This is a genomic window from Streptomyces sp. NBC_01116, from assembly GCF_041435495.1.
In the GTDB taxonomy this organism is placed as follows: domain Bacteria; phylum Actinomycetota; class Actinomycetes; order Streptomycetales; family Streptomycetaceae; genus Streptomyces.
Window position 1 is genome coordinate 7,078,441 of sequence record NZ_CP108644.1, and the last position, 22,098, is coordinate 7,100,538.

Below are 22,098 nucleotides of genomic sequence, written 5' to 3' on the forward strand. Positions count from 1 at the left end.
GCAGGTCTGCCGGGTGGGGCCGTACCGCTCAGGACGGCGCCAGCAGTTCGTCGAGCGTCGGGAAGCGGGCGGCGATGCTGTCCGGCACGAACCGGGCGCCGTGCCGGTCGCTCTCCCGGAGGAAGCGGACCGCCGTGTAGTGGGGGTCCGCGCCCGCGTCGAACCAGTGCGCCGTACGGCTGGGCACCGACAGCAGGTCGCCGGCCGTACAGAGCATCGCGTGCACCTGGCCCGCGGCGTGGAGGTAGAGGCAGCCGGCCCCCGCCACGACGAAGCGCACCACGTCCTCGTCGTGGAAGTGCTCCCGGCGGTACTTCTCGCGGTTCGCCCGGTTGCGTTCCCGATGGCCCGGGTCGGACGACGCGGGAGTCAGGCGCGCTATGTCGACGACGTGGTAGCCGATCTCGGCGCTGACGTGGTCGATGTGGCTGCGGTAGGCGTTCATGATGGTGGCGTCGTCGGCGCCGGCCGGAATCCGGCGGGCGGCGTGCCACCGCGCGTACCGCGCGCCGATCTTCAGCAGTTCCCCGCGGATGACGTCCGGGTCCTCCGTCCGCACGCGCACCGCCCCGGGGTCGGTGGCCGCCATGATCTGCAGGAGCGTCACCAGACCGTCACCCTGGCCGCGCCGGCGCGGGCGGGGTGCTCCGGCAGGAGCGGACGGCCGAGCTCCTCGATCCGCTCCAGCCTGTTGAGGGCCTCGTCGGTGTCACGCCCCCAGGTGAAGACGCCGCTTCCCTCGACGAGGAGGGCCACCGCCTCGTCAGGGAGCTCCGGGAGCTCCGGGTGGCCGGGGAGGCCGGCGAGCGGGGAGGGGCCCCGCGGCTCCGGGGAGACCACCGCCACCAGTGCGCCGATGGCCCCGGGCGCCCCGCCGACGGCGGCGGCGAGGGCCAGGGAGCGCGGTTCGTGGACGTGGACCACGGCTCCGCGGCCGGGGAGCCGCCGGTGGAGCGCGAGGTGTGCCGGAGTCTCGGGAGGGGGCCAATCGGTCTCTCCGAGCAGGGGCAGCCCCTGCGAGGGGTCGACCATCACGGCGTCCTGCTGGAGCGACTCCTCGTTCAGGTCGCCCGTCGTGATGATGACGGCTTCACCGGATCGGACCGAGACGCTGCCGGAGGCTCTGTCCGGCCGGCCCCGCCGGTCCAGCGACCGGCAGGCGAGGGACAGCAGTTCACGGTGGAGTTCGGCGTCCTCGTGGACGTGTACGGGCTTCACGGGCTCTCTTCTTCTGCCGATTCTGCCGAGGTGGGGGGAGTCGGGGGCCGGTCGGGTGCCCGGCCGGACACGCGGAACGACACGCGTGCTTCTCCTTCGGTGTGGGGGGAGGGGCATCGATGTATACCAACCGGTATAGCTACAGGTTAGGGAGCCGATTCTCACTGTGTCAACGGCACCCGTCGGCATGGCCGGAAAGGTTCACCGCGGGTGCGGTCCGGGAGGGCGGCCGCCGCGTCCGTGCGGCGGAACGCGTGCCCGGACCCTTCCGGCGGACCGTTTTCCGTGACCGTGCCGACTGTCTCCGATCAAGCGGTCCGGTGGTGTTGCTGTTGCCTGTCGAGAGGCAACAGGGCGGCCCTGTACAGGGCTTCTGGGGGTGGTGATAGTGAAATCACTTCCACCGCAGGGATGCCGTTCCTCAACAGGGGCGGTCACCCACTTCCGCATTCCTTCGGTGCAGGCCGCTTCGTGCCCCTGCCGACCGAGAGTCGGTCCGGGGCGGGCCGGAAGGTTTCGCAGAAGCAGAGTTGTCGCCACGTCACAGGAGGCTGAAATGGGTACGCAAGCCGACTATGTAGAACTGGTCGTGTCGCCGGGCGAGTTCTTCCGGATCGGGGACACGGAGCGGATCAAGTCATCCGTGGGACTCAGGCTCTCCGACCATTCGTACCTTCCGAAAGCGGACGATCCGCGCGCGGACTGGGTCGCCAGCGTCGCCGTTCCCGCGTTCCGCACCCTCGCCCAGATGGGCGTCCTCGCCCCGAAGTTCTGCACCATCGGCACCGGCGCGGGCCTGGACGTCCTGGCGGCCGTGGAGATCCTCCGGGCACACACGGTGGGCTTCACGGACCTGCACGACGACGTCCTCGACTTCGCGCGGCAGAACGTCGAGAACAACCTCGTCGGCCGGGACGTCGAACTGATCGGAGGGGCGGGGGACATCCTCGCGCCGCTCGCCGGACGGATCGCGCAGGTCGACGTCGTCTACGAGAACCTCCCCAACATCCCCATGGGGGGAACGGGCGACCTCGACGACGGCCAGACGAGCTCGACGTTCATCGCGGACCGCGGGGAGGAGGTGCCCGGCTTCGCCGAGAAGAACCTCGTCACCCTGCACTACCTGGCACTCCAGCAGGCGCACCCGCTCCTCCGGGTCGGCGGCCGGGTGCTCTCGTCGATCGGGGCGAGGGTGCCGCTGTCGGAGATCCTGTCCCTCTCCAGCGCCGCCGGATACAACGGCAGCATTCTGACCTACACGTGGAAGGTCCAGTCCGAACCGCACGACGTCGTCGGCGGCTACGCCCGGTGGGAGAGGGAAGGGCTCGGGCCGTTCCACTTCTACCCGGTGGACGTGTTGCGTCAGGCTTTCGACGGCCTCACGGTCGCGGCGGCCGGCGCACAGGCCCTGCAGATGGAGAGGGACCTGGCGCCGCACGAGATATCGGCGGTGGACGCCCTCGCTTTGGTGGAAAAGGGCCAGAAGGTCGGTCACACCGTCGCGGTACTCGACTCCGTCAAGGTCCCGGACTCCGCTCTCTGACGTCTCCTCGCGTGCCCGGATCATTCTCCCCGCGGTGCCACTGAGTAAGGACTCGGAATGAACATTCAGTCGATCATCGGCGGAACGCCCCTTGTTGAACTGACGACCTTCGACGTTCCTGCCGGTATTCGCCTTTTCGCCAAGGTCGAGTTCATGAATCCGGGCGGCAGCATCAAGGACCGGATCGTCCAGCACATCCTCGCCGACGCCGAACGCCGGGGCCTGCTCGAACCGGGCGGGACGATCGTGGAGAACACCTCCGGAAACACGGGTGCGGCGATCGCGATGATGGCGGCCACGCGCGGCTACCGGGCGATCCTGACCATGCCCGACAAGGTCAGCAAGGAGAAGCGGGACGCCCTTCGGGCCATGGGCGCCGAGGTCATCGTCTGTCCGACCTCGGCCGCTCCCGGTTCGGCGAAGCACTACGTGACCTGCGCGCGGCGCATACACGCCGAGACCCCCGGCTCGTTCATGCTGAACCAGTACGACAACCCCCTCAACTCCGAGGCCCACTTCCGCTCCACGGGCCCGGAGATATGGGAAGCGCTCGGGGACTCGGTGACGGCGTTCGTCGCGTCGGGCAGCACGGGCGGGACGATCTCCGGGGTCTCCCGGTTCCTCAAGGCGAAGAACCCGGCCGTCACCTCCGTCCTGCTGGACCCGGTCGGCTCCATCTACTACCGCTACTTCCACGACGGGGTCGTCGACCCCGGGCAGATCGCCCCGTACTTCGTGGAAGGCGTCGGCGAGGACCACCTGGCCCGGTGCATGGACTTCTCGCTGATCGACGACGTGATGCGCTTCCGCGACGCCGACGCCTTCGCCACCTGTCACCACCTGGCGCAGCGCGAGGGCCTCGTCTGCGGCGGAACGGCGGGCGCGAACGTGTGGGGCGCGGTGCGGGTGGCCCGGTCGCTGAAGGGCCCGGCCACCGTCGTCACGGTCCTGCCGGACAGCGGAAACAAGTACATCTCCAAGATCTACAACCCTGACTGGCTGAAGCAGAACGGCTTCGGTACCGGGGAAACTCGTGAACGGGAACACAGCCTGTAATGGGAAGTACGCCGAAGAACGTCCTCGCCGCGCTCACCGCCGCCCTGCTCTGGGCCTTCGCCTTCGTCGCACCGGCGGCCGTGCGGCCCGCGAGTGAACTCCTCCTGGTCACCGGCCGGTATTCCCTGTTCGGCCTGTGCGGCCTCTATGTCCTGTGGAGGGGCCGGAAGCAGCTCCGGCTGATGCCGACCCGGAGAATCCTCTTCGGCCTCTACATCGGCTTCGTGGGCTACTTCGTCTTCTACGTCTGCGTCTCGTACTCGGCGACCATGGACAGCGGGTTCATCACCGCGGTCGTCGTGGGATCGTCGCCGATCACCATCGCGGTGGCGGGCAACTTCGCGGAGAAACGGCTGGCCTGGCGCGAACTGATCGCGCCCGTCGTGCTGATCATCATCGGGCTGGGACTCCTCAGCGTCTCCGACCTCATCCAGGGAGAGGACCTGGAGAGCGCGAACGACTCGATCGTCGCGATTCTGCTGGCGATCGGGGCCATGCTGACCTGGTCCTACTTCGTGGTCCGCAACGCCCAGTCGCAACGCACCTGGGAGACCAAGCCCGACCCCACGCTCTGGGCCGGTCTGGTGGCGATGGGGGCCGGCGGAGCCTCGATGGTGCTGCTGCCCTTCGCCATCGCCTCCACGCCCCCCGAGACGTTCGAGCCGTATCCGCTGTTCAAGATCATCGCGTGGTGCGTCTTCCTGGGCGTCATCGCCTCCTGGTGGGGGACTCTCATCTGGGTGAAGGCGGCGCAGGGCATTCCGGTTCCCCTGGTGGGGCCGTTGCTCGCCACGGAGACGATCTTCGGCGCGGTTCTGAGCCTGCCGGTGGAGAACCGGCTGCCCACCTGGTCGGAGATCATCGGCGCCCTGTTCGTGCTCGCCGGAATCGGCGTCTACATGGTCTTCGACGTGAGGAACTCCCGATTGCGCGGCAGCGGCGGCGGGGGAGGGAAGGACGAGGAGAGGAACGCGGAAGCACCGGATGTGCCCGCCGCCCTGGCGGGACGGGAAAAGGAACGGTCATGATCGTCGGTTCGGCCTGACAGAGAGGTAATTCCATGAGCACCTCCTTCACGAACATCAAGCAGTCCCACGTCTTCTTCGGGGACGCCCCCGGGCTGAAGAAGTACTACGAGGACTGGGCATCGGGCTACGACGTGGACCTGGCGGACCAGAAGTGGGTGGCGCCGAGGGTCGCGGCCAACTTCGTGCATCTGCTCGCCTCCGCCTACGGAACGCCCGAGACGGAGATATTCGACGCCGGCTGCGGCACCGGCCTCGTCGGCAGCGTCCTCGCCACCCTGGGCGCGTACGAGATCGACGGCGTCGACCTCTCCGAGAACATGGCCGCCGAGGCGCGCAAGACCGACGCCTACCGGAAGGTCTTCGGCGGTGTGGACCTCTCCGTACCGAAGCGCGACGAGCGGCTGGGCCGGTACGGCATCGTCGTCTGCAGCGGGGTCTTCACCCTCGGCCACGTGCGCCCGGAGGCGCTGCTCACCCTGATCGAGTACGCCCTGCCCGGCGGGCTGATCCTGGTCTCCACCCGCGGCAGCTACGCCACCGCGACGGGCTTCGAGGAGTTCGCCCTGTCACCCGAGGTCGCCGCCCTGGCCACGCTGCAGTTCAAGCTGCCGGACGCCTGCTACATCGCGGAGGAGGGCGCCGACTACTGGGTCTTCCGCAAGGCCGCCTCCACGGCGTAGCGGAGACAAGGCGCCACCGACCCCGTCCGCCACCTCCTTGGAGTGCCATGTCCCGCTCCCTGTTCACCTCGGAGTCCGTGACCGAGGGACACCCCGACAAGATCGCCGACCAGATAAGCGACACCATTCTCGACGCGCTGCTGAGCCGTGACCCCGCATCACGCGTCGCGGTCGAGACGCTGATCACCACCGGCCAGGTCCACATCGCGGGCGAGGTGTCGACCTCCGCCTACGTCGACATCGCGTCCCTGGTGCGGAAGAAGATCCTCGACATCGGTTACGACGCGTCGGCCAAGGGCTTCGACGGAGCCTCCTGCGGCGTGTCCGTGTCCATCGGCGCGCAGTCCCCGGACATCGCGCAAGGCGTCGACACGGCCCAGGAGTCCCGGCAGGCCGACTCCGGGACCGCCGCGGAGCCCGACGAACTGGACCGGCAGGGCGCCGGTGACCAGGGTCTGATGTTCGGTTACGCGACCGTCGAGACACCCAGCCTCATGCCGCTTCCGATCGAGCTGGCCCACCGCCTCGCCCGCAGGCTGACCGAGGTCCGGAAGAACGGCACGGTCCCGTATCTGCGGCCGGACGGAAAGACCCAGGTCACCATCGAGTACGTCGGCAGCCGACCGGTCCGCCTGGACACGGTCGTGGTCTCCTCGCAGCACGCGAGCGATGTCGACCTGCGCGGCCTCCTCGCCCCCGACATCCGCGAGCATGTCGTCGAGCACGTCCTCGCCCAGCTGGCGGACGAGGGCATCAAGCTGGAGACGGACGAGTACCGGCTCCTGGTCAACCCGACCGGCCGTTTCGAGATCGGCGGCCCGATGGGCGACGCGGGCCTCACCGGTCGCAAGATCATCATCGATACGTACGGGGGCATGGCCCGTCACGGCGGCGGCGCGTTCTCCGGCAAGGACCCCTCCAAGGTGGACCGTTCGGCCGCCTACGCCACCCGGTGGGTCGCCAAGAACGTCGTCGCGGCGGGCCTCGCCGCCCGCTGCGAGGTCCAGGTCGCCTACGCCATCGGCAAGGCCGAGCCGGTGGGCCTGCTGGTGGAGACCTTCGGTACGAACACGGTCGCCGTGGCCAGGATCGTGGACGCCGTCCGGCAGGTCTTCGACCTCCGTCCGGCCGCGATCATCCGCGATCTCGACCTGCTCCGCCCGATCTACGCCCGGACCGCCGCATACGGGCATTTCGGCCGCGAGCTGCCCGACTTCACCTGGGAGCGCACCGACCGCGCCGACGCGCTGCGCAGGGCGGTCGCGGCGCTCTGACGGCGCAACGCCGGGACCGACCCCGGCACACCGGCCGGCGGTGCGCGGCTCTCCCCGGGCCGCGCACCGCCGACCGCCGCGGCACCCGCCACCCGGTGCCGCGCCTCCCTCCCGTCCACCGGACCAAGGAGTGTCGTCCATGCGTATCGTCGTGACCGGATCCATCGCGACCGATCACCTGATGGTGTTTCCCGGCCGCTTCGCCGAGCAGCTGATCAAGGAGCGGCTGGAGCGGATCTCCCTGTCGTTCCTCGCCGACGGGCTGGAGGTGCGCAGAGGGGGCGTCGCCGCCAACATCTCGTTCGGGCTCGGCCGACTGGGCCTGGAGCCGGCCCTCGTCGGCGCGGCGGGCCTGGACTTCGCCGAGTACGACGCCTGGCTGCGGACGCACGGCGTCGACACGTCCGCCGTCCGGGTCAGCACCTCCCTGCACACCGCCCGGTTCGTCTGCACCACCGACCAGGACCAGAACCAGATCGCCACCTTCTACGCCGGCGCCATGGCCGAGGCCCCGCGGATCGACCTGGCGCGGGTCGCGGCCCGGCCCGAACTGGTGCTCGTCGGCGCCGACGACCCCGAAGCGATGCTCCGGCACACCGCCACCGCCCACCGCCTCGGTATCCCCGTCGCCGCCGACCCCTCCCAGCAACTGGCCCGGCTCGACCGCGACCAGGCCCGCCTGCTGGTCGACGGAGCACGGTGGCTGTTCACCAACGAGTACGAGGAGGCCCTGCTAGTCGAGCGCACCGGATGGGCGAAGGACGAACTGCTCGGCCGGGTCGGGACCTGGATCACCACCCTGGGCGAGAATGGAGTGCGCCTGGCCGGCCGCGACGCCCCCGAACTGGGGATCCCGGCCGTGCCCACCGACCGGATCGCCGACCCCACAGGGGCGGGGGACGCCTTCCGGTCCGGCTTCCTCGCCGGTACGGCGTGGGGGTGGACGCAGACGCAGGCGGCGCGGCTGGGCTGTGCCATGGCCACCACCGTGCTCGAATCGGTCGGCACCCAGGAGTACAAGCTGACCTCGGCGGATCTGGTCGCCCGCATCGAACGGGCGTACGGCGCCGACGCGGCACGCGCCGCCGAGCCGCGGCTCGCCCGCGTGTCCTGACCGCGGCCCGTCGGCCGAACGGCTCCGCCCTTTCCCGGGTTTCGCGACCCGGGGAAGGGCGGAGCCGTTCGACGCGCCGTCAGTTGCTATACAGGTGGGTATAGTTGATTCGGGGGGCCCTTCCGTCGCCCGGTCCCGGGCCAACACCGTGTGGAGATGCCCGATGAGCATGCTGCTTCGACAGGCCTGGAACCTCCTGCGCGACATCGCGTACGGCGTCAACGCGGGGCACGCCATCAGGCTGGGGCTGAAGGCTCCGGCAGGCAGGAGCTGCGGAACGCAGACCTGAGGGAACGCGCCCTGCGGGCGGTTCCCCGTCGAAGGAGCGCAGGAGCTCGACGAGCGCCCGGTCCCTGTACTCGGGAGCCAGTACTTCCTCGATCACGGCCTTCAGCTCGCGCGAGGTCGTGTCGCCCTCCGCCAGGCTCCTCAGGCACCGCGCGTTGTGCGGAGGAGTGCGATGCCGGTCGTCATCGCTCCCGGGAGGGCTCGTTCGTGGCGCGCCCGCGAGCTGGGGCCGGAGCGGAGCGTTCAGGAGCTTCGCAGGCGCGGCGTGGGGCAGTAGCGCGTGCCCCCTTCCGCGACGACGGTCGGCCCCGGGGCGATCTCGGTGAACCCGGCGTCGCGCACCACCGGCAAGCCGCTCGCGGTCAGCTCCCGCCAGCCTGCCGGGGTCGCGGTGGCCACGGAGAGCGGGAAGCCCGCCTCGCGCCACGCCGTGCGCTCGGGGTCGCCCAGCTCCCACCAGGCGAGCTGGGCGCCATGGCCCACCTGCGCCATCGTCTTGCCCGCCGACATCTCCAGCTCCGGGTTGAGCCACAGCACCGGACCCGCCGGGTCGGGGGCGGCGGGCGGCTCGGGGTCCTCCAGCTCGGTCCCCGACACCTGGAGCTTGGCCAGCTCCTTGGGCCAGCCGTCCAGCGGGATCGGCGGGAACACCCGCACCTCCGTGCCTTCCTCGCCCGTCACCGTGATGCCGTCCAGCGCCGCGGCCCTGCGCCACTCCGCACCGCGCGCCCGGCGCACGACCTTGCGGATCCGGGCGTCCTCCCAGTCCCGCATCGCCCCGGCCCACTCGCCGTCCCCGAGAGACCGCTCGTCGGACAGGATCGTCAGCACCGCACGGGCGGCGGTCCGCAGGGCGTCGGTGCGGGCCGGCGGGTCCGTCTTCTCCAGGTGGAGCACCAGCGGCAGCACGAACTGCTGCGCCTGGTCGCGGTCGGTCGGGCCGCTCCGGAACGGGCTCCCGGGGGCGGGGGATGAGGTGTCGTTGCTGGTCACCGTCCCAGTCTGCCAGGCGGGAAGCGTCACCTGCTTGGCGGAACGACCGGCTCCGGGTGAGGATGCTCCGCATGAAGAGCGATCTGTTTTCCAGCGAGCACATGGCCCAGCCGGCCACCGCACCCGGCATGACCCTGCAGAACTCCAAATCGATCAAGTACGCCGTCAACGGGGAGATGCACGCCCGGCAGGGTTCGATGATCGCCTTCCGCGGCAACCTCCAGTTCGAGCGCAAGGGTCAGGGCATCGGCGGGATGCTCAAGCGCGCGGTCACGGGCGAGGGCCTGGCCCTCATGGCCGTCCGGGGGCAGGGCGAGGCGTGGTTCGCGCACGAGGCGGCGAACTGCTTCATCGTCGAGCTGGACCAGGGCGACTCCATCACCATCAACGGCCGCAACGTCCTCTGTTTCGATCCCACGATCGCCTACGAGATCAAGACCGTGAAGGGCGCCGGAATGGCCGGCGGCGGCCTCTTCAACAGCGTCTTCACCGGCTACGGCAAGCTCGGCCTGATGTGCGAGGGCACCCCGATCGTGATCCCCGTGACCGCCGCCCAGCCGGTGTACGTGGACACGGACGCGGTCGTCGGCTGGAGCCAGCAGCTCACGACCAGCCTGAACCGCTCGCAGAGCGTCGGCTCGATGGTGCGCGGCGGCTCCGGCGAGGCCGTCCAGCTGATGCTCCAGGGCGAGGGCTTCGTCATCGTGCGGCCGAGCGAGGCCAGGCCGGAGAAGACCTCCAACTGACCATGGATCTCCGAGGCGTGGGCCACCGGTACGGCCTCCGCGGCGCCTGGGTGCTGCGCGGGGTCGATCTCACGCTGCCCGCGCGCACGCTCGTCCGGGTCGAAGGGGCCAACGGCGCCGGCAAGTCGACCCTGCTGCGGCTGCTCGCCGGGATCGACGCGCCCGCCGAGGGCCGGATCACCGGCCGCCGGACCCGCACGGCGTACGTCCCCGAGCGCTTTCCGGCGGCGCTGCCCCTGACCGCCACCGGCTATCTCGTCCACCTCGGCCGGATCCACGGGCTGCGGAGCGCCGAGGCGAAGCGGCGGGCGGGGGAGTGGCTGACCCGGTTCGGGGCGGCGGAGCACGCCCGTACCCCGCTCGCCGAACTCTCCAAGGGCACCAGCCAGAAGGTCGCGGTCGCCCAGGCGCTGCTCGCCGCACCGGACCTGCTGGTCCTGGACGAGGCCTGGACCGGGCTCGACACCGCGGCCCGTGCCGAACTGGACCGCGCGGTGGCGGAACGCGTCGCGGCGGGCGCCACCGTGGTCTTCGTCGACCACGACCCGCGACGCCTGGCCGGGGCCGCCGACCTCATCCTGCGGACCCGGGGCGGCGGGGTCCACCGGGTGACGGCCCCGACGCCTACGGGCCCCGACCCGGGCCCGAGCGTCCTGATCGAGGCCGAGGGCCCGCCCGGCGCGCCGCTGCCCGCCGGTCTTCCGGGCGACCCGGTCCGGGAGCGGGGGAGCGGCACGGGTGGCGGCGGCCTCGTCGGAACCGGCCCGGACACGGACGGCACAACCGGCTCCCCCGGCGTCGTCCGCCTCACCGTCCCCACGCCCTACTCCGACGCGCTCCTGGCGGCCCTGCTCACGGCGCGTCCGCCCTGGCACATCCGCCGGGTCGCCCCGGCGGAAGGCCACGCGTCGGCCCAGGAGACCCAGGAGACCCAGGAGGCAGAGGCGGCCGGGGCCGCGGTGTCCGTGCGGGCGGCCGGGGCCACCGAGGCAGCCGAGGTGTCCGAAGCGCCATGACCGCCCTCCTCCGCTACCAGGCCGCCCTGCTCGCCCGCTCCCAGCGCTGGCTGGCGCCCCTCCTGCTGTACGCGGCCGTCCTGGCCGTCGGCCTGCGGAGCGGGCAGCCCGTGCTGGGCTCGCTCGGCGTCGCGGCCGCCGCCGTGCTGCCCGTCACCGCGTGGGCCGTGCACCTCTGCGTCGCCCAGGAACCGCCCGCCGCCCGGGCGGTCGCCTCGGCCGCCGCGGGACCGCGGCGGGTCCACCTGGCCGCGCTGCTCACCGCCGCGGGCTGTACGGCGGCGCTCGCCGTGGTGACCACCGTCGTCGTCCTGCTCATCAGCGAACCGGTCACCGACGACGGGGGTGCCGTCTCCCGCCCGGCCGCCGCGCTCGCCGGACTGCTCGCCGTCCTGTGCTGCGTGCTGATGGGCGCGGCGGTGGGGGCGCTGAGCACCCGTCCGGTGCCGCTCCGCCGGGGCTGGTCCGTCGCGGCGGCCGTGCTCGGGTCGCTCCTCGCCCTCGTGACCGCCGGATCCCCGGCGCGCCTGGCCGTCACCGCCCTGGTCACGGGAGCGCGGACCGGGACGGTCCCACCGCCCTTCCTGCCGGTGCTCGGGGCGGCGGCCCTCGCCGCTGCCGCGGCGTTCCTCGTCTGCCGGATCGCCGCCCGGCGCGGGTGAGTAGGCTCGTGGGTGTGGACACGGATGACACGTACTGCGAGACGCCGGGGCCGATCGCCCCGGCCCCGCCGGCCGGGGCGGCCGAAGGCCCTCCGTACGCCGAGTGCGTGCTGTGCCGCGAGCCGACCGAATACCCGGAGTCGACGAAGGGCGCCACGCTGTGCCCGGTCTGCGCCTGGCAGGAGGCGGGCCGCACGGCCTGCTCCGGCTAGGGCGTGTTTCGAAAGTCCCGCCTGCTCGGCGACGCCTGGCACGCACGCTCGCCGCGTTGTCGGGATCGCCCCGATACATCCAGTATCGGGGCGACCCTCCGCCTTGCGATCGTACGCACCAGACGCCGCCGAGCCCGCCCTCCGGGCGGACGGCGCTACTTTCGAAACACGCCCTAGCAGCTGTTCCGGGGGAGGACCGGGCCTCGGAGAGCCCGTGCCGCTCAGCGCACCCGGAAGACCGGTCCGCGCGGGGTGAACGGCAGCCCCGCGCCCTCCGGGATCAGATAGGCGTGCTCGCGGCGGACCCGCAGCACGTCGCACCACCCGTCGGTGATCACCAGGACCGGGGCCGTCGGCGGGAAGTCGTCGGCCCGGTGCAGCAGATCGACGCCGGGTTGCAGGACCGTGCCGCCGCGCCCTCTGACCCGTACCCGCCCGGCGATCTCCGTCGGCGCCAGGTATCCGGCGTCGTAGGCGGCGGCGTCGCAGAACACCACGCGGGCGGCCGGCACGTCGCGGGCCTCGGAGTACGAGGCGATCGCGCCCAGCGCCTTGGCGAGCAGCGGGCCGGACATCGAGCCCGAGGTGTCCAGGACGACGCCGAAGGTGCAGCGGGCGACCTCCTCGGGCGGGAAGGAGCGGCCCGCGCGCGGGATGTCGGGGGTCGAGGCCTGGCGCCGGGCGGGCCGGGAGTAGCTGCGTACCGGCTCGGGGCGTGGCACGAACTCGTCGAACCAGCGGGCCAGCCGGGCGTCCCACGGGACGGGCGGATGGGCGAGCGCGCGGATCTCCTGGACCAGGCCGGCCGGCAGCAGGCCGCGCTGCCGGTCGGTGTGCAGCTGGTGGCCCTGGACGAGGGCGCGCCGGTAGAACGCGTCGAGGTCGACCGGGTCGCCGGTCCGGCCGGGCAGGGGTTCGCCCAGGATGTCGCCGAGGCCCTTGCCGCGCAGGGTCGCCAGGCGTCGGCCGCGCCGCAGCCCGGTGGCGATCCGGTCGTACACCTCCTCGGCCGACAGCCCCTTCAACCCGGGGTCGTACAGCAGCCCTTCGGGCATCGTGCCGACGTCCATCTCGACCAGCCAGCCGTTGATGACGTAGTCGGCGGCGACGTTGAAGAGATAGTGGTCGCGGGCGCCGCGGCGCCCGCCGTGGCGCAGGGCGGCGTGCAGCATCTCGTGGGCGAGGACGAACCGCCATTCCTCGTCCGTGAACCGCTTGAGGGGGTTGATGTAGATCTCGCCGGCGGTGGCGTCCACGGCGGCCACGGAGATGTCGTGGGCGCGGGCGAGTTCGGCATCGGCGACGACGCTCAGCCCGGCCGCGAGGCCGCCGAGCAGCGGGTAGGACGAGACGAACCAGTTGAGTGCGCGGTCCCAGGGGCGCTGGGCGACGCGTTCACCGGTGAGCCGGTCGCGGCGACCGCCCGCGACGTCCATCGCGGCCGAGACCGTACGGGTCAGGGCGTAGGCGAAGGCGAGTTGCCGGTCGGGCAGGGCGGTGTCCCAGCGCGGCCACTGGACCAGCAGCTGGTCGGGCTCGCCGTCCGCGGTGCCGCCTTGCTCGTAGGCGGCCGGGACGCCGGTCCTGCGCCAGCGGGCGGCGAGCTGGTCCTCGTCGCCGTCGGGGTAGCTCTCGGGGAGGTGGTCGGGGGCGGTGCCGATGGGGAAGGTGGCGAGGAACCGGTTGACGACGGTGCAGCGGGCGGCGAGGGCGAAGCGGTCGGGCTGCTCGCGGGGCTCCTTGGCGGCGGGCAGGTGGCCGAAACCGAGGTGCAGGAGGGCATGGGCGAGCGCCCAGGCCCACTCGCCCGGTTCGGCCCGGCGGGTGGGGTGGATGTGCACCCGACCGTTGGAGTCCGCCCGTACGAGGCCCTGACCGGGGGCGTCCGCGTCGGCTTTGGCCCGGACGAATTCGGCGTCGACGGCCGCGAGGGCGGGGTTGCGGCGCACCAGCTCGGCGCCGGCGGCGAAGGCCTCGGCGGCCGGGTCGGGGCGGCCCTCGCCCTGCTTGCGGGACCGGCTCAACGCCGGGCCTCGACCAGCCGGGGCATGTCGCGGGCGGCCTCCACCAGGAACCAGGCGGGCAGCACCGGATTGCCGTCGGCGTCCTCGGCGATGACGGTCTGGGCGACCTCGACGGATATCTCGGCGAGCTGGACCAGCAGCGACTTGGCACGGTAGGAGGTCTCGCGCACGGCGGCCGAGGCGTGCTCGCGCTGGGCCGGGAGCTCCTTGACGAGCCGTCCCCGGAACGCTTCGGCGAGGTAGTAGAGCAGGTCGCGGTCCTCGGTGCGGCGGGGCCAGGAGGCGTCTCCCTTGATGATCGCCTCGATGCCGTAGGTGTGCCGCACGATCTTGGCGTATCCGCAGAAGGAGACGGCGTGGGCGGGGGTCAGCGTCCCGTGGGCCACGATCGTCAGCGTCTCCTCGTCCAGCGCCGGCCCGAAGGAGTGCAGCGCGTCGGAGAGCATGTGCCAGGAGCGGGGTGTGGAGAACGGCTCCTCGGTCTTGGGCGGCTGCGACCACAGGTGGTCGGGCCGCTCGGCGAGGTAGTCCACCACCCAGGGGTGGATGCCGTTCTCGCCCGCCCACACCAGCCAGTCGGTGGCGGAGGCGCGCAGGTGGACGTGGGTGAGGCGGTTGACGAGCGCGGAGGCGATGGGGCGGGCCAGGGCGTTGTCGGTGGCGCGGTTGCCGGCGCCGATCACGATCGAGCCTTCCGGAAGCTCGTAGTTGCCGATCCGGCGGTCGAGGATGAGCGAGTAGAAGGCCTTCTGCACGTCCGGGGTCGCGGCGTTCAGCTCGTCCAGGAAGAGGCAGTACGGCTCGTCGCGGGCGATGGCCTCCGGCGGGCAGAACACGGAGCGTCCGTCGCGGATCTGCGGCACGCCGATCAGGTCCTCGGGGGCGAGCTGCGTGCCCAGCAGGCTGACGCACTCCAGGCCCAGGGATTCGGCGAACTTCCGTACCAGGGAGGACTTCCCGATGCCGGGGGCGCCCCAGAGGAAGACCGGACGGACGGTGGCGAGGCCCAGAAGGAGGTCCGGGATCTGCGTGGGGGTGACGGTTACTGCGGCCTGCAAGCGGTCGGCTCCTCGGAAGGGAATGTCCTGTTCGCCCAACGTAGGGGGCCGGTGGGGGCAGACGCACCTGGATTTCCCTGCCTGTGCCGCTGTGCCGCTGTGCCGCTTCCTGCCACTTCCTGCCGCTGTGCCGCCTGTCCCTGTGCGGCACTTCAGGGGCGGTCCTCCATCAACTCCGACACCTTCACGAAGCGGTAGCCGCGCTCGCGCAGTTCCGGCACGATCCGGCGTACGGCCGTCCCGGTGGCCGGGGCCGCGCTGCGGGTGCAGTGCATCACCACGAGCGAGCCCGGCCGCACCCCGTCCAGCACCTGCTCGGCCACCGCGTCCGCGTCCGTGGCGAAGGCGTCGCCGCTGACCACGTCCCACTGCACGGCCGTCACGTTCGCCGGGGCCAGCGCGCGCAGCGCCGTGTCGTCGTAACAGCCGCCGGGGAAGCGGAAGTACGGCACCACGTTCCGCGCCCCCGCCTTCCGGAACGCGGCGAAGGCACGCTCCACCTCGCCGGCCATCGTGTCCTTCGCGACCACCGGCAGGCCGTAACAGGGCGAGCTGAAGGCGTGGTGGCTGTAGGAGTGGTTGGCGATCTCGAACAGCGGGTCCGTGCCGATGGCCTTCGCCTGCGCCGGGTACTCCTCGGCCCAGCGCCCGGTCATGAAGACGGTGGAGGGCACCTTCAGCCGGCGCAGCAGCGCGACCAGCTCCGGGTTGTCGAAGCGTTCGCCGGAGTCCGCCCGGGGGCCCTGATCGGCCGTCATGTCGGCGTCGAACGTCAGCGCCACGACCTTCTCCGCCGCGCGGCCGGCCGCGCCCCCGCCCGTCGGCCGCCGCTCGAAGACCGGGGTGCGGCCCGCCGGGCCCGGGGCCATCGTGGGCGGCTTCTCCGACGCACCGGAGGGAGCACCGGAGAGCGCGGCGGAGGCCGCCGGGGTGGGCGGGGGAGCGGGTGCGGGGGCAGGACCCCCGCACCCGGCCAGGGCGGCGCCGGTCAGTACGCCCGCGACCGTCAGAGTCGTCGTCTTCCGCATCTTCCGCGCAGCAGTGATCACTCACGGAAAATAACGGAAAATGTCCGATAATCAGGTTATATCGGGCGACGCCGCTCCGGCTGGCTCAGCACCATGGCCCCGTCACCGCGAACGTCGTCCCCGGCCTGTAGCAGTTCACGTACATCGTCGAGCCGTCCGGGGAGAAGGCGACCCCCGCGAACTCCCCCCACTCCGGCTCCTCGGGCGTCCCGATGTTCTGCCGCCCGCGCGCCATGGTGTACACCTCGCCGCGCCGGGTCACCCCGAGCACGTGCTGGGCGCCGCCGCCGTCCTCACAGACCATCAGCCCGCCGTCGGCCGCCAGGCAGATGTTGTCGGGGGACTCGCCGGGCAGCTGGATGTCGGTGTCCGGGCCGAAGATCACGACCAGGGTGAGCCGCCGCTTCTTCGGCTCGTAGCGCCAGACCTGGCCGTAGTGGTCGGCCGCCGAACCCTCCTCGCTGCGGGCGAAGCTGGAGACGAAGTAGACGGACGAGCCGCCCCAGTAACAGCCCTCCAGCTTCTGGGCGTGCGTGACGCCCTTCGGGCCGAAGTCCTGGAAGCGGATCGGGGTCCGGGCCGCCAGCGGATCCGGTACGGGGACCCACTCGATCCGGTCGAAGCTCGTACCGGTCTCCCGGACGGCGGAGAGGTCCGGCACGCCCGGGACCCGCATCGCCTCCAGCGCCCCGCCCGCCCGGAGCGAACCGGTGCCGCCGAGCGGCTTCTCGGGCAGGAAGCGGTAGAAGAGCCCGAACGGCTTGTCGAACGCGTCCTCCGTCTCGTACACGATCCCGGACTTCGGGTCGACCGCGATCGCCTCGTGCTGGAAGCGGCCCATCGCGGTCAGCGGGACCGCCCCGGTGCGGCGCGGATCGGCGCCGTCCACCTCGAAGATGAAGCCGTGGTCCTTGGTGTACCCGTTGGTCCCGGCCTTGTCCTCGTTCTCCTCGCAGGTCAGCCAGGTGCGCCAGGGGGTGGGCCCGCCCGCGCAGTTGACCGCCGTACCGGCGATGGCGACGCGCTCGCCGAGCACCCTGTTGCGGCCGTCCAGCTCCAGGGACGTGCAGCCGCCCTTGGCCGCCGGGTCGTAGGTCAGCCCCTGGACCGTCGGTACGCCGATCCTGGCGCTGTGCCGGTTCTCGTGGTTGCGGACGAGGTGCACCCGGCCGTTGCGGCCGGGCAGGGCGGCCATCCCGTCGTGGTTGCCGGGCACCGGCCCCTCGCCGGAGCGCAGCGGCTCGCCCTCCCGGGACAGCACCCGGTAGCGGAATCCCTTCGGCAGGTCGAGCAGCCCGTCGGGGTCGGGGACGAGAGGGCCGTAGCCGTCGTGGCCGCGTGCGGCGGCCGTGCCCGCGAAGAGTTCGGAGAAGGCTCCCGTGAAGGCGATCGCGGCGGCTGCGCCGCTGCCTGCGAGGACCTGGCGTCGTGTCGCGGTGGAGCGGGGTGCGGATGACATGAGGTGACTCCCTGTTGGCGGACAGGTGAAGTGACCCGCACGTGTGTAGCACGCACAGAGGCGCGGGGGAACCATGCGTGCCCCCGCGCCCCGTGTTGCCGCTGTGGCGGCCCCGATGGGAGCAGCCTTACGCGGAAGGTCAGGCGAGCGACGCCGTCAGGGTGATCGTCGTGCCCGTGAGCGCCTGGCTGACCGGGCAGTTCGCCTTGGCGTCCTCGGCGGCCTTCAGGAAGGCGTCCTCGTCGAGACCGGGCACCTCGCCCACGACGGTGAGGTGGATACCGGTGATGCCGGTACCGGGCTGGAAGGTCACCTCGGCCTTGGTCTCCAGGCGGGTCGACGGGGTGCCCGCCCCGGCGAGGCCGTGGGAGAGCGCCATCGAGAAGCAGCTGGAGTGGGCGGCGGCGATGAGCTCCTCGGGGCTCGTCTTCCCGTTCGCCTGCTCCGAGCGGGCGGGCCAGGAGACGGGGTAGTCGCCGATGCCGGAGGAGTCGAAGGTGACGACCCCCTTGCCCTCGATCAGGTTGCCTTCCCAGTTCGTGTGCGCCTGACGCGTGGTAGCCATGCTGGATCCCTTCGAACGGTGTGCGTGGAGGTACGGGATAAGTCGGGGCACCCCACGAAAGCGCGGTGTCCCGTTGCGTTACGCCCTCGAACCTACTGCGCCACCAGCCCCTTCGCGTCACGCGCCAGCGCAGTCAGCCGGGAGATGGCTCGGAAGTACTTCTTCCGGTACCCGCCGTTCAACATCTCGTCGCTGAACAGCTGGTCGAACGGCAGCCCCGAGGCGAGCACCGGGACCTCCCGGTCGTACAACCGGTCGGCCAGCACCACCAGGCGCAGCGCGGTCGACTGGTCGGGCACCGCGCTCACCCCGGTCAGGCAGACCGCCGCGATGTCGTCGGTCAGCGCGCCGTACCGGCTCGGGTGGACCCGGGCCAGGTGGTCAAGCAGCCCGGGGAAGTCGTCGAGGGACGCGCCCGCGGTGGCGTACGCGGCCCGGGTGACCTGCTCGTCGTCGTACGGCGGCGGCGCCTCGGGCAGACCGCGGTGGCGGTAGTCCTCGCCGTCGATGCGCAGCGGGCGGAAGTGCGCGGACAGGCCCTGGATCTCGCGCAGGAAGTCGGCGGCGGCGAACCGGCCCTCGCCGAGCTTGCCCGGCAGTGTGTTCGAGGTGGCGGCGAGCGCCACGCCGGCCTCCACGAGCCGGCTGAGCAGCGAGGACACCAGCACGGTGTCGCCCGGGTCGTCGAGCTCGAACTCGTCGATGCACAGCAGCCGGTGCTCGCTGAGGGTCCGCACGGTCTGCTGGAAGCCCAGTGCGCCCACGAGGTTCGTCAGCTCCACGAACGTGCCGAACGCCTTCAGCGACGGCTCGGCGGGCGTGGCGTGCCAGAGGGAGGCGAGCAGGTGGGTCTTGCCGACGCCGTAGCCGCCGTCGAGATACACCCCGCGCGGCCCGGCCGGAGCGGCCGGCTTCCTGCTCCCGAACCACTTGCGGCGGCCGGAACCCGTCGCGTGCGCCCCGCCGAGCCCGGCGGCGAAGCCCGCCAGGACCGTGACGGCCTCGCTCTGGCTGGGCTGGTTCGGGTCCGGGACGTACGTGTCGAAGCGCACCGAGTCGAAGCGCGGCGGAGGCACCATCTCGGCGACCAGACGGTCTGCGGGAACGTGCGGCTCGCGGGCGCACAGGGACAGCGGGGCGGTTTCGGCAAGGGGGCTCGGCCCCGGAAACGCGGTGGATGACGACACAACTCTCCACCCTAAGGCTCATGCCAGACTGCAACCCATGCGAAGCCTGTTCCCTGTGACGGACCTGACAAAGAGCGCCTCGGGAGCGGAGGACCCGTCCGGGCCGCTCACCGACCGCGAGTGGAGCCTCGACGAGCTGGCGGACGCCTACGCCTACCCCTTGGGCCTCCCGGCCGAAGGGCCCGCGGCCCCCTGGCTGCGCGCCAACATGGTCTCCACCCTCGACGGGGCCGCCCAGCACGACGGCCGCTCGCAGCCCATCTCCTGCGCGGCGGACATGCGGATCTTCGGCACCCTGCGGGGTCTGGCCGACGTGGTGATCGCCGGGGCCGAGACCGTACGCCTGGAGGGGTACCGTCCGGCCCGCGCCCGGGAGGCGTTCGCCGCGCGGCGGGCCGCCGCCGGTCAGGGCCCCGCTCCCGCCGTCGCGGTGGTGACCGGCTCGATGGACCTGGACTTCTCGCTGCCGCTGTTCACCGAGCCGCTCGTCCCGACCCTCGTGCTGACCGGATCCGGGGCCGGTGCCGACCGGATCGCGGCGGCCCGGAAGGCGGGCGCCGAGGTGGTGATCGCGGGCGAGGGCGCCCGGGTGGACCCGGCCCGTGCCGTGCGCGAGCTGGCCGACCGGGGGCTGAGGCGGCAGCTCACCGAGGGCGGGCCCCGGCTGCTCGGCCAGTTCGTGGCGGCCGGCGTGCTGGACGAGCTGTGCCTGACGGTGTCCCCGATGCTGACCGCCGGAGACGCCCAGCGGATCGCGGGGGGTCCCGGGGTCACCGTGCCGGAACGTTTTTTCCTGGCATCGCTGCTGGAAGAGGCCGGGTTCCTCTTCACTCGGTACCGTCGGACCGACAGATAGCGGAATTTGCCGTTCCGCTTAGCTCCGGCTGGGCACACTTACCCGTGCAGTCCCCGTGGAGGCACGGGGAAGGATGGTTTCAGCAAACGACCGTCGACGGCCGAGCCGGCCGTCGACGAGACGAAGAAGCGGAAGGGCGCCTGTCGTGTTCACAAGCGTTTTGATGATCGAGAAGCCGCTCACTCCCGAGGACGTGGACTTCGTCACCACCCTCCACGGCGAGGAGCGGATCTCGTTCGTCGTTCTGTTGCAGCCGCGCGGCGACCAGGCCGATGTCCTGCTGCGCGCGATCGACGACGTGGCGATGGGGGAGCTGAAGGAAGCGGTCCGCGAGGGCGAGGAGCCGGAGGGCGACGAGGCCCGCGAGACCGCGCAGATCGGCCTGGAGTACTCCCTCCGGGCCCTGCGCGACGCGGGCTCCGAAGCGATCGGACAGGTGATCGAGGATCACCCCCTGGACAGACTGACGACCGTCGTCGAGGAGGCGGGCGCGGACGAGGTCATCGTCCTGACCGCCCCGCACTACGTCGAGGAGTTCTTCCACCGCGACTGGGCCTCCCGCGCCCGGCACAAGGTCGGTGTCCCGGTGCTCAAGCTCTTCGCGCACAGCGAATAGGCTGACCCCGCGGTCCGGGTCGGCCCCCGGCCGCCGTCCGAACCGCAGCGACCACGCAGGAGCACAGATGGCACCCGGCATTCCCGCCGCCATGGAACGACCCCACTTCATCGGCATCGGCGGCGCCGGAATGTCGGGCATCGCGAAGATCCTCGCCCAGCGCGGGGCGAAGGTGGCGGGCAGCGACGCGAAGGAGTCCGCCACCGCCGAGTCCCTGCGGGCGCTGGGGGCGACCGTGCACATCGGACACGCGGCGGCCCACCTGGCCGACGACGCGTCCTGCGTGGTCGTCTCCAGCGCCATCCGCGCCGACAACCCGGAGCTGCTCCGCGCCAACGAGCTGTCGGTCCCCGTGGTGCACCGCTCGGACGCGCTGGCCTCCCTGATGAACGGCCTGCGCGCCATCGCGGTCGCCGGCACCCACGGCAAGACGACCACGACGTCGATGCTGGCCGTCGCCCTCTCCTCGCTGAGCCTGGCCCCCTCGTACGCCATCGGCGGCGACCTGGAGGGCCCCGGCACCAACGCCACGCACGGCGAGGGGGACATCTTCGTCGCCGAGGCGGACGAGAGCGACCGCAGCTTCCAGAAGTACGACCCCGAGGTCGCGATCGTCCTCAACGTCGAGCTGGACCACCACGCGAACTACGCCTCGATGGACGAGATCTACGACTCCTTCGAGACGTTCGTCGGCAAGGTCGTCCCCGGCGGCACCCTGGTCGTCTCCGCCGACCAGCCCGGCGCCGTCGAGCTGACCCGTCGGGTCCGCGACCTCTCCGACCTCAAGGTCGTCACCTACGGCTCCGCCGAGAACGCCGACGTACGCGTCCACAAGGTCACCCCGCGCGGCCTGACCAGCGAGGTCACGGTCCTGCTCAACGGGAAGTTCCTGACCTTCACCGTCTCGGTCCCCGGCAGCCACTACGCCCACAACGCGGTCGCCGCCCTCGCCGCCGGGGTCGCCCTCGGCATCCCGGCGCACAACCTGGCCTCCGCGCTCGGCAGCTACACCGGGGTCAAGCGCCGTCTCCAGCTCAAGGGCGAGGCGGCGGGCGTGCAGGTCATCGACTCGTACGCGCACCACCCCACCGAGATGACCGCCGACCTGGAGGCCATGCGCGGCGCGGCCGCCGACGCCCGCATCCTGGTCGTCTTCCAGCCGCACCTGTTCTCCCGTACGCAGGAGCTGGGCACCGAGATGGGCCAGGCCCTCGCCCTGGCCGACGCCTCCGTCGTCCTGGACATCTACCCGGCCCGTGAGGACCCGATCCCGGGCGTCACCAGCACCCTGATCATCGACGCGGCGAAGGCGGCCGGAGCCGAGGTCACCGCCGTCCACGACCAGGCCGACGTCCCCGCCGCCGTCGCGGGAATGGCGAAGCCCGGCGATCTCGTTCTCACCATGGGAGCGGGCGATGTCACCGACCTCGGCCCGCGCATCCTGGACCACCTGTCGAGCGGCCGGTAGCCGAGTG

The 22,098-nt window shown here is 71.8% G+C and carries 23 protein-coding genes; 14 read left to right on the forward strand and 9 right to left on the reverse strand.

Translation table 11 applies throughout. The annotated features are described in order from the left end of the window. Positions 1 to 28: 28 nt before the first annotated feature. Complete coding sequence (locus tag OG245_RS30990) at positions 29 to 607, reverse strand: cupin (RefSeq protein WP_371626645.1); 579 nt, start codon at positions 605 to 607, stop codon at positions 29 to 31. Beyond that, on the reverse strand, positions 604 to 1,218 hold the full coding sequence (locus OG245_RS30995) for a class II aldolase/adducin family protein (RefSeq protein ID WP_371626646.1): 615 nt from the start codon (positions 1,216 to 1,218) through the stop codon (positions 604 to 606). Before OG245_RS30995 ends, OG245_RS30990 begins: the two co-directional genes overlap by 4 nt. A gap of 556 nt (positions 1,219 to 1,774) precedes the next feature. Here OG245_RS30995 and OG245_RS31000 point away from each other — a divergent pair. The 7 genes from OG245_RS31000 (at position 1,775) to OG245_RS31030 (ending at position 8,202) form a co-directional block, all read left to right on the forward strand. Next, entirely contained in the window at positions 1,775 to 2,761 is a 987-nt protein-coding gene (locus OG245_RS31000; protein WP_371626647.1) for a class I SAM-dependent methyltransferase, read from the forward strand. A 57-nt stretch (positions 2,762 to 2,818) separates the two neighbouring features. Next, positions 2,819 to 3,817 (forward strand): PLP-dependent cysteine synthase family protein, encoded by a 999-nt coding sequence (locus tag OG245_RS31005; RefSeq protein ID WP_371626648.1) that lies wholly within the window; start codon positions 2,819 to 2,821, stop codon positions 3,815 to 3,817. Next, positions 3,817 to 4,845, forward strand: coding sequence for a DMT family transporter (locus OG245_RS31010; protein ID WP_371626649.1), 1,029 nt, complete (start codon positions 3,817 to 3,819; stop codon positions 4,843 to 4,845). Before OG245_RS31005 ends, OG245_RS31010 begins: the two co-directional genes overlap by 1 nt. A gap of 32 nt (positions 4,846 to 4,877) precedes the next feature. Further along, a complete protein-coding gene (locus tag OG245_RS31015; RefSeq protein WP_371626650.1) occupies positions 4,878 to 5,525 on the forward strand; it encodes a class I SAM-dependent methyltransferase in 648 nt (215 codons plus the stop codon). Between the two features lie 47 nt (positions 5,526 to 5,572). Further along, positions 5,573 to 6,799 (forward strand): methionine adenosyltransferase, encoded by a 1,227-nt coding sequence (metK, locus tag OG245_RS31020; protein WP_371626651.1) that lies wholly within the window; start codon positions 5,573 to 5,575, stop codon positions 6,797 to 6,799. Between the two features lie 139 nt (positions 6,800 to 6,938). Continuing rightward, positions 6,939 to 7,913, forward strand: a complete 975-nt coding sequence (locus OG245_RS31025) for a carbohydrate kinase family protein (RefSeq protein ID WP_371626652.1) — start codon at positions 6,939 to 6,941, stop codon at positions 7,911 to 7,913. Positions 7,914 to 8,076: 163 nt separating this feature from the next. Continuing rightward, a complete protein-coding gene (locus tag OG245_RS31030; RefSeq protein WP_371626653.1) occupies positions 8,077 to 8,202 on the forward strand; it encodes a hypothetical protein in 126 nt (41 codons plus the stop codon). Between the two features lie 242 nt (positions 8,203 to 8,444). On the opposite strand, the gene OG245_RS31035 is transcribed toward OG245_RS31030, so the two are convergent. After that, on the reverse strand, positions 8,445 to 9,194 hold the full coding sequence (locus OG245_RS31035; RefSeq protein WP_371626654.1) for a peptidyl-tRNA hydrolase: 750 nt from the start codon (positions 9,192 to 9,194) through the stop codon (positions 8,445 to 8,447). Between the two features lie 71 nt (positions 9,195 to 9,265). Between OG245_RS31035 and OG245_RS31040 the strand changes: the two genes are divergently transcribed. Genes OG245_RS31040 through OG245_RS31055 form a run of 4 tightly spaced genes read left to right on the forward strand, consistent with a single transcriptional unit; the run spans position 9,266 to position 11,830 of the window. Next, complete coding sequence (locus tag OG245_RS31040; RefSeq protein WP_371626655.1) at positions 9,266 to 9,940, forward strand: AIM24 family protein; 675 nt, start codon at positions 9,266 to 9,268, stop codon at positions 9,938 to 9,940. Between the two features lie 2 nt (positions 9,941 to 9,942). Further along, on the forward strand, positions 9,943 to 10,956 hold the full coding sequence (locus OG245_RS31045) for an ATP-binding cassette domain-containing protein (RefSeq protein ID WP_371626656.1): 1,014 nt from the start codon (positions 9,943 to 9,945) through the stop codon (positions 10,954 to 10,956). After that, complete coding sequence (locus OG245_RS31050; RefSeq protein WP_371626657.1) at positions 10,953 to 11,618, forward strand: ABC transporter; 666 nt, start codon at positions 10,953 to 10,955, stop codon at positions 11,616 to 11,618. The genes OG245_RS31045 and OG245_RS31050 overlap by 4 nt, the downstream gene beginning before the upstream one ends. 8 nt (positions 11,619 to 11,626) lie before the next feature. Continuing rightward, positions 11,627 to 11,830, forward strand: coding sequence for a hypothetical protein (locus OG245_RS31055; protein WP_371626658.1), 204 nt, complete (start codon positions 11,627 to 11,629; stop codon positions 11,828 to 11,830). A 221-nt stretch (positions 11,831 to 12,051) separates the two neighbouring features. Here OG245_RS31055 and OG245_RS31060 read toward each other — a convergent pair whose 3' ends face one another. The 6 genes from OG245_RS31060 to zapE all read right to left on the reverse strand — a co-directional run bounded on the left by OG245_RS31060 (position 12,052) and on the right by zapE (position 19,151). Next, complete coding sequence (locus tag OG245_RS31060) at positions 12,052 to 13,854, reverse strand: VWA-like domain-containing protein (protein WP_371626659.1); 1,803 nt, start codon at positions 13,852 to 13,854, stop codon at positions 12,052 to 12,054. Further along, positions 13,851 to 14,912, reverse strand: a complete 1,062-nt coding sequence (locus tag OG245_RS31065) for an ATP-binding protein (protein WP_371626660.1) — start codon at positions 14,910 to 14,912, stop codon at positions 13,851 to 13,853. Before OG245_RS31065 ends, OG245_RS31060 begins: the two co-directional genes overlap by 4 nt. 152 nt (positions 14,913 to 15,064) lie before the next feature. Beyond that, a complete protein-coding gene (locus OG245_RS31070) occupies positions 15,065 to 15,940 on the reverse strand; it encodes a polysaccharide deacetylase family protein (RefSeq protein WP_371628034.1) in 876 nt (291 codons plus the stop codon). Between the two features lie 85 nt (positions 15,941 to 16,025). After that, on the reverse strand, positions 16,026 to 17,399 hold the full coding sequence (locus OG245_RS31075) for an alkaline phosphatase PhoX (protein WP_371626661.1): 1,374 nt from the start codon (positions 17,397 to 17,399) through the stop codon (positions 16,026 to 16,028). Positions 17,400 to 17,538: 139 nt separating this feature from the next. Further along, positions 17,539 to 17,964, reverse strand: a complete 426-nt coding sequence (locus OG245_RS31080) for an OsmC family protein (RefSeq protein WP_018956892.1) — start codon at positions 17,962 to 17,964, stop codon at positions 17,539 to 17,541. 92 nt (positions 17,965 to 18,056) lie between these two features. Then, positions 18,057 to 19,151 carry a cell division protein ZapE gene (gene zapE, locus OG245_RS31085; RefSeq protein ID WP_371626662.1) on the reverse strand — a complete coding sequence of 365 codons (1,095 nt, stop codon included), beginning with the start codon at positions 19,149 to 19,151 and terminating at the stop codon, positions 18,057 to 18,059. Between the two features lie 37 nt (positions 19,152 to 19,188). Between zapE and OG245_RS31090 the strand changes: the two genes are divergently transcribed. The 3 genes from OG245_RS31090 (at position 19,189) to murC (ending at position 22,091) form a co-directional block, all read left to right on the forward strand. After that, positions 19,189 to 20,007 carry a pyrimidine reductase family protein gene (locus OG245_RS31090; protein ID WP_371626663.1) on the forward strand — a complete coding sequence of 273 codons (819 nt, stop codon included), beginning with the start codon at positions 19,189 to 19,191 and terminating at the stop codon, positions 20,005 to 20,007. Between the two features lie 163 nt (positions 20,008 to 20,170). Next, entirely contained in the window at positions 20,171 to 20,623 is a 453-nt protein-coding gene (locus tag OG245_RS31095; protein WP_371626664.1) for an indole-3-glycerol phosphate synthase, read from the forward strand. 67 nt (positions 20,624 to 20,690) lie between these two features. Then, positions 20,691 to 22,091 carry a UDP-N-acetylmuramate--L-alanine ligase gene (gene murC, locus OG245_RS31100; protein WP_371626665.1) on the forward strand — a complete coding sequence of 467 codons (1,401 nt, stop codon included), beginning with the start codon at positions 20,691 to 20,693 and terminating at the stop codon, positions 22,089 to 22,091. The last annotated feature ends 7 nt before the right edge of the window (positions 22,092 to 22,098 follow it).

Bases quoted from the DNA above. Each gene is read 5' to 3' on its own strand.
- OG245_RS31040 (WP_371626655.1), top strand. From the start codon at position 9,266: ATGAAGAGCGATCTGTTTTCCAGCGAGCACATGGCCCAGCCGGCCACC.
- murC (WP_371626665.1), top strand. From the start codon at position 20,691: ATGGCACCCGGCATTCCCGCCGCCATGGAACGACCCCACTTCATCGGC.
- OG245_RS31005 (WP_371626648.1), top strand. From the start codon at position 2,819: ATGAACATTCAGTCGATCATCGGCGGAACGCCCCTTGTTGAACTGACG.
- OG245_RS31075 (WP_371626661.1), bottom strand. From the start codon at position 17,399: ATGTCATCCGCACCCCGCTCCACCGCGACACGACGCCAGGTCCTCGCA.
- OG245_RS31000 (WP_371626647.1), top strand. From the start codon at position 1,775: ATGGGTACGCAAGCCGACTATGTAGAACTGGTCGTGTCGCCGGGCGAG.
- OG245_RS31050 (WP_371626657.1), top strand. From the start codon at position 10,953: ATGACCGCCCTCCTCCGCTACCAGGCCGCCCTGCTCGCCCGCTCCCAG.
- OG245_RS31045 (WP_371626656.1), top strand. From the start codon at position 9,943: ATGGATCTCCGAGGCGTGGGCCACCGGTACGGCCTCCGCGGCGCCTGG.
- OG245_RS31010 (WP_371626649.1), top strand. From the start codon at position 3,817: ATGGGAAGTACGCCGAAGAACGTCCTCGCCGCGCTCACCGCCGCCCTG.
- OG245_RS31030 (WP_371626653.1), top strand. From the start codon at position 8,077: ATGAGCATGCTGCTTCGACAGGCCTGGAACCTCCTGCGCGACATCGCG.
- metK (WP_371626651.1), top strand. From the start codon at position 5,573: ATGTCCCGCTCCCTGTTCACCTCGGAGTCCGTGACCGAGGGACACCCC.
- OG245_RS31090 (WP_371626663.1), top strand. From the start codon at position 19,189: ATGCGAAGCCTGTTCCCTGTGACGGACCTGACAAAGAGCGCCTCGGGA.
- OG245_RS31095 (WP_371626664.1), top strand. From the start codon at position 20,171: ATGATCGAGAAGCCGCTCACTCCCGAGGACGTGGACTTCGTCACCACC.
- OG245_RS31025 (WP_371626652.1), top strand. From the start codon at position 6,939: ATGCGTATCGTCGTGACCGGATCCATCGCGACCGATCACCTGATGGTG.
- OG245_RS31070 (WP_371628034.1), bottom strand. From the start codon at position 15,940: ATGCGGAAGACGACGACTCTGACGGTCGCGGGCGTACTGACCGGCGCC.
- OG245_RS31015 (WP_371626650.1), top strand. From the start codon at position 4,878: ATGAGCACCTCCTTCACGAACATCAAGCAGTCCCACGTCTTCTTCGGG.
- OG245_RS31080 (WP_018956892.1), bottom strand. From the start codon at position 17,964: ATGGCTACCACGCGTCAGGCGCACACGAACTGGGAAGGCAACCTGATC.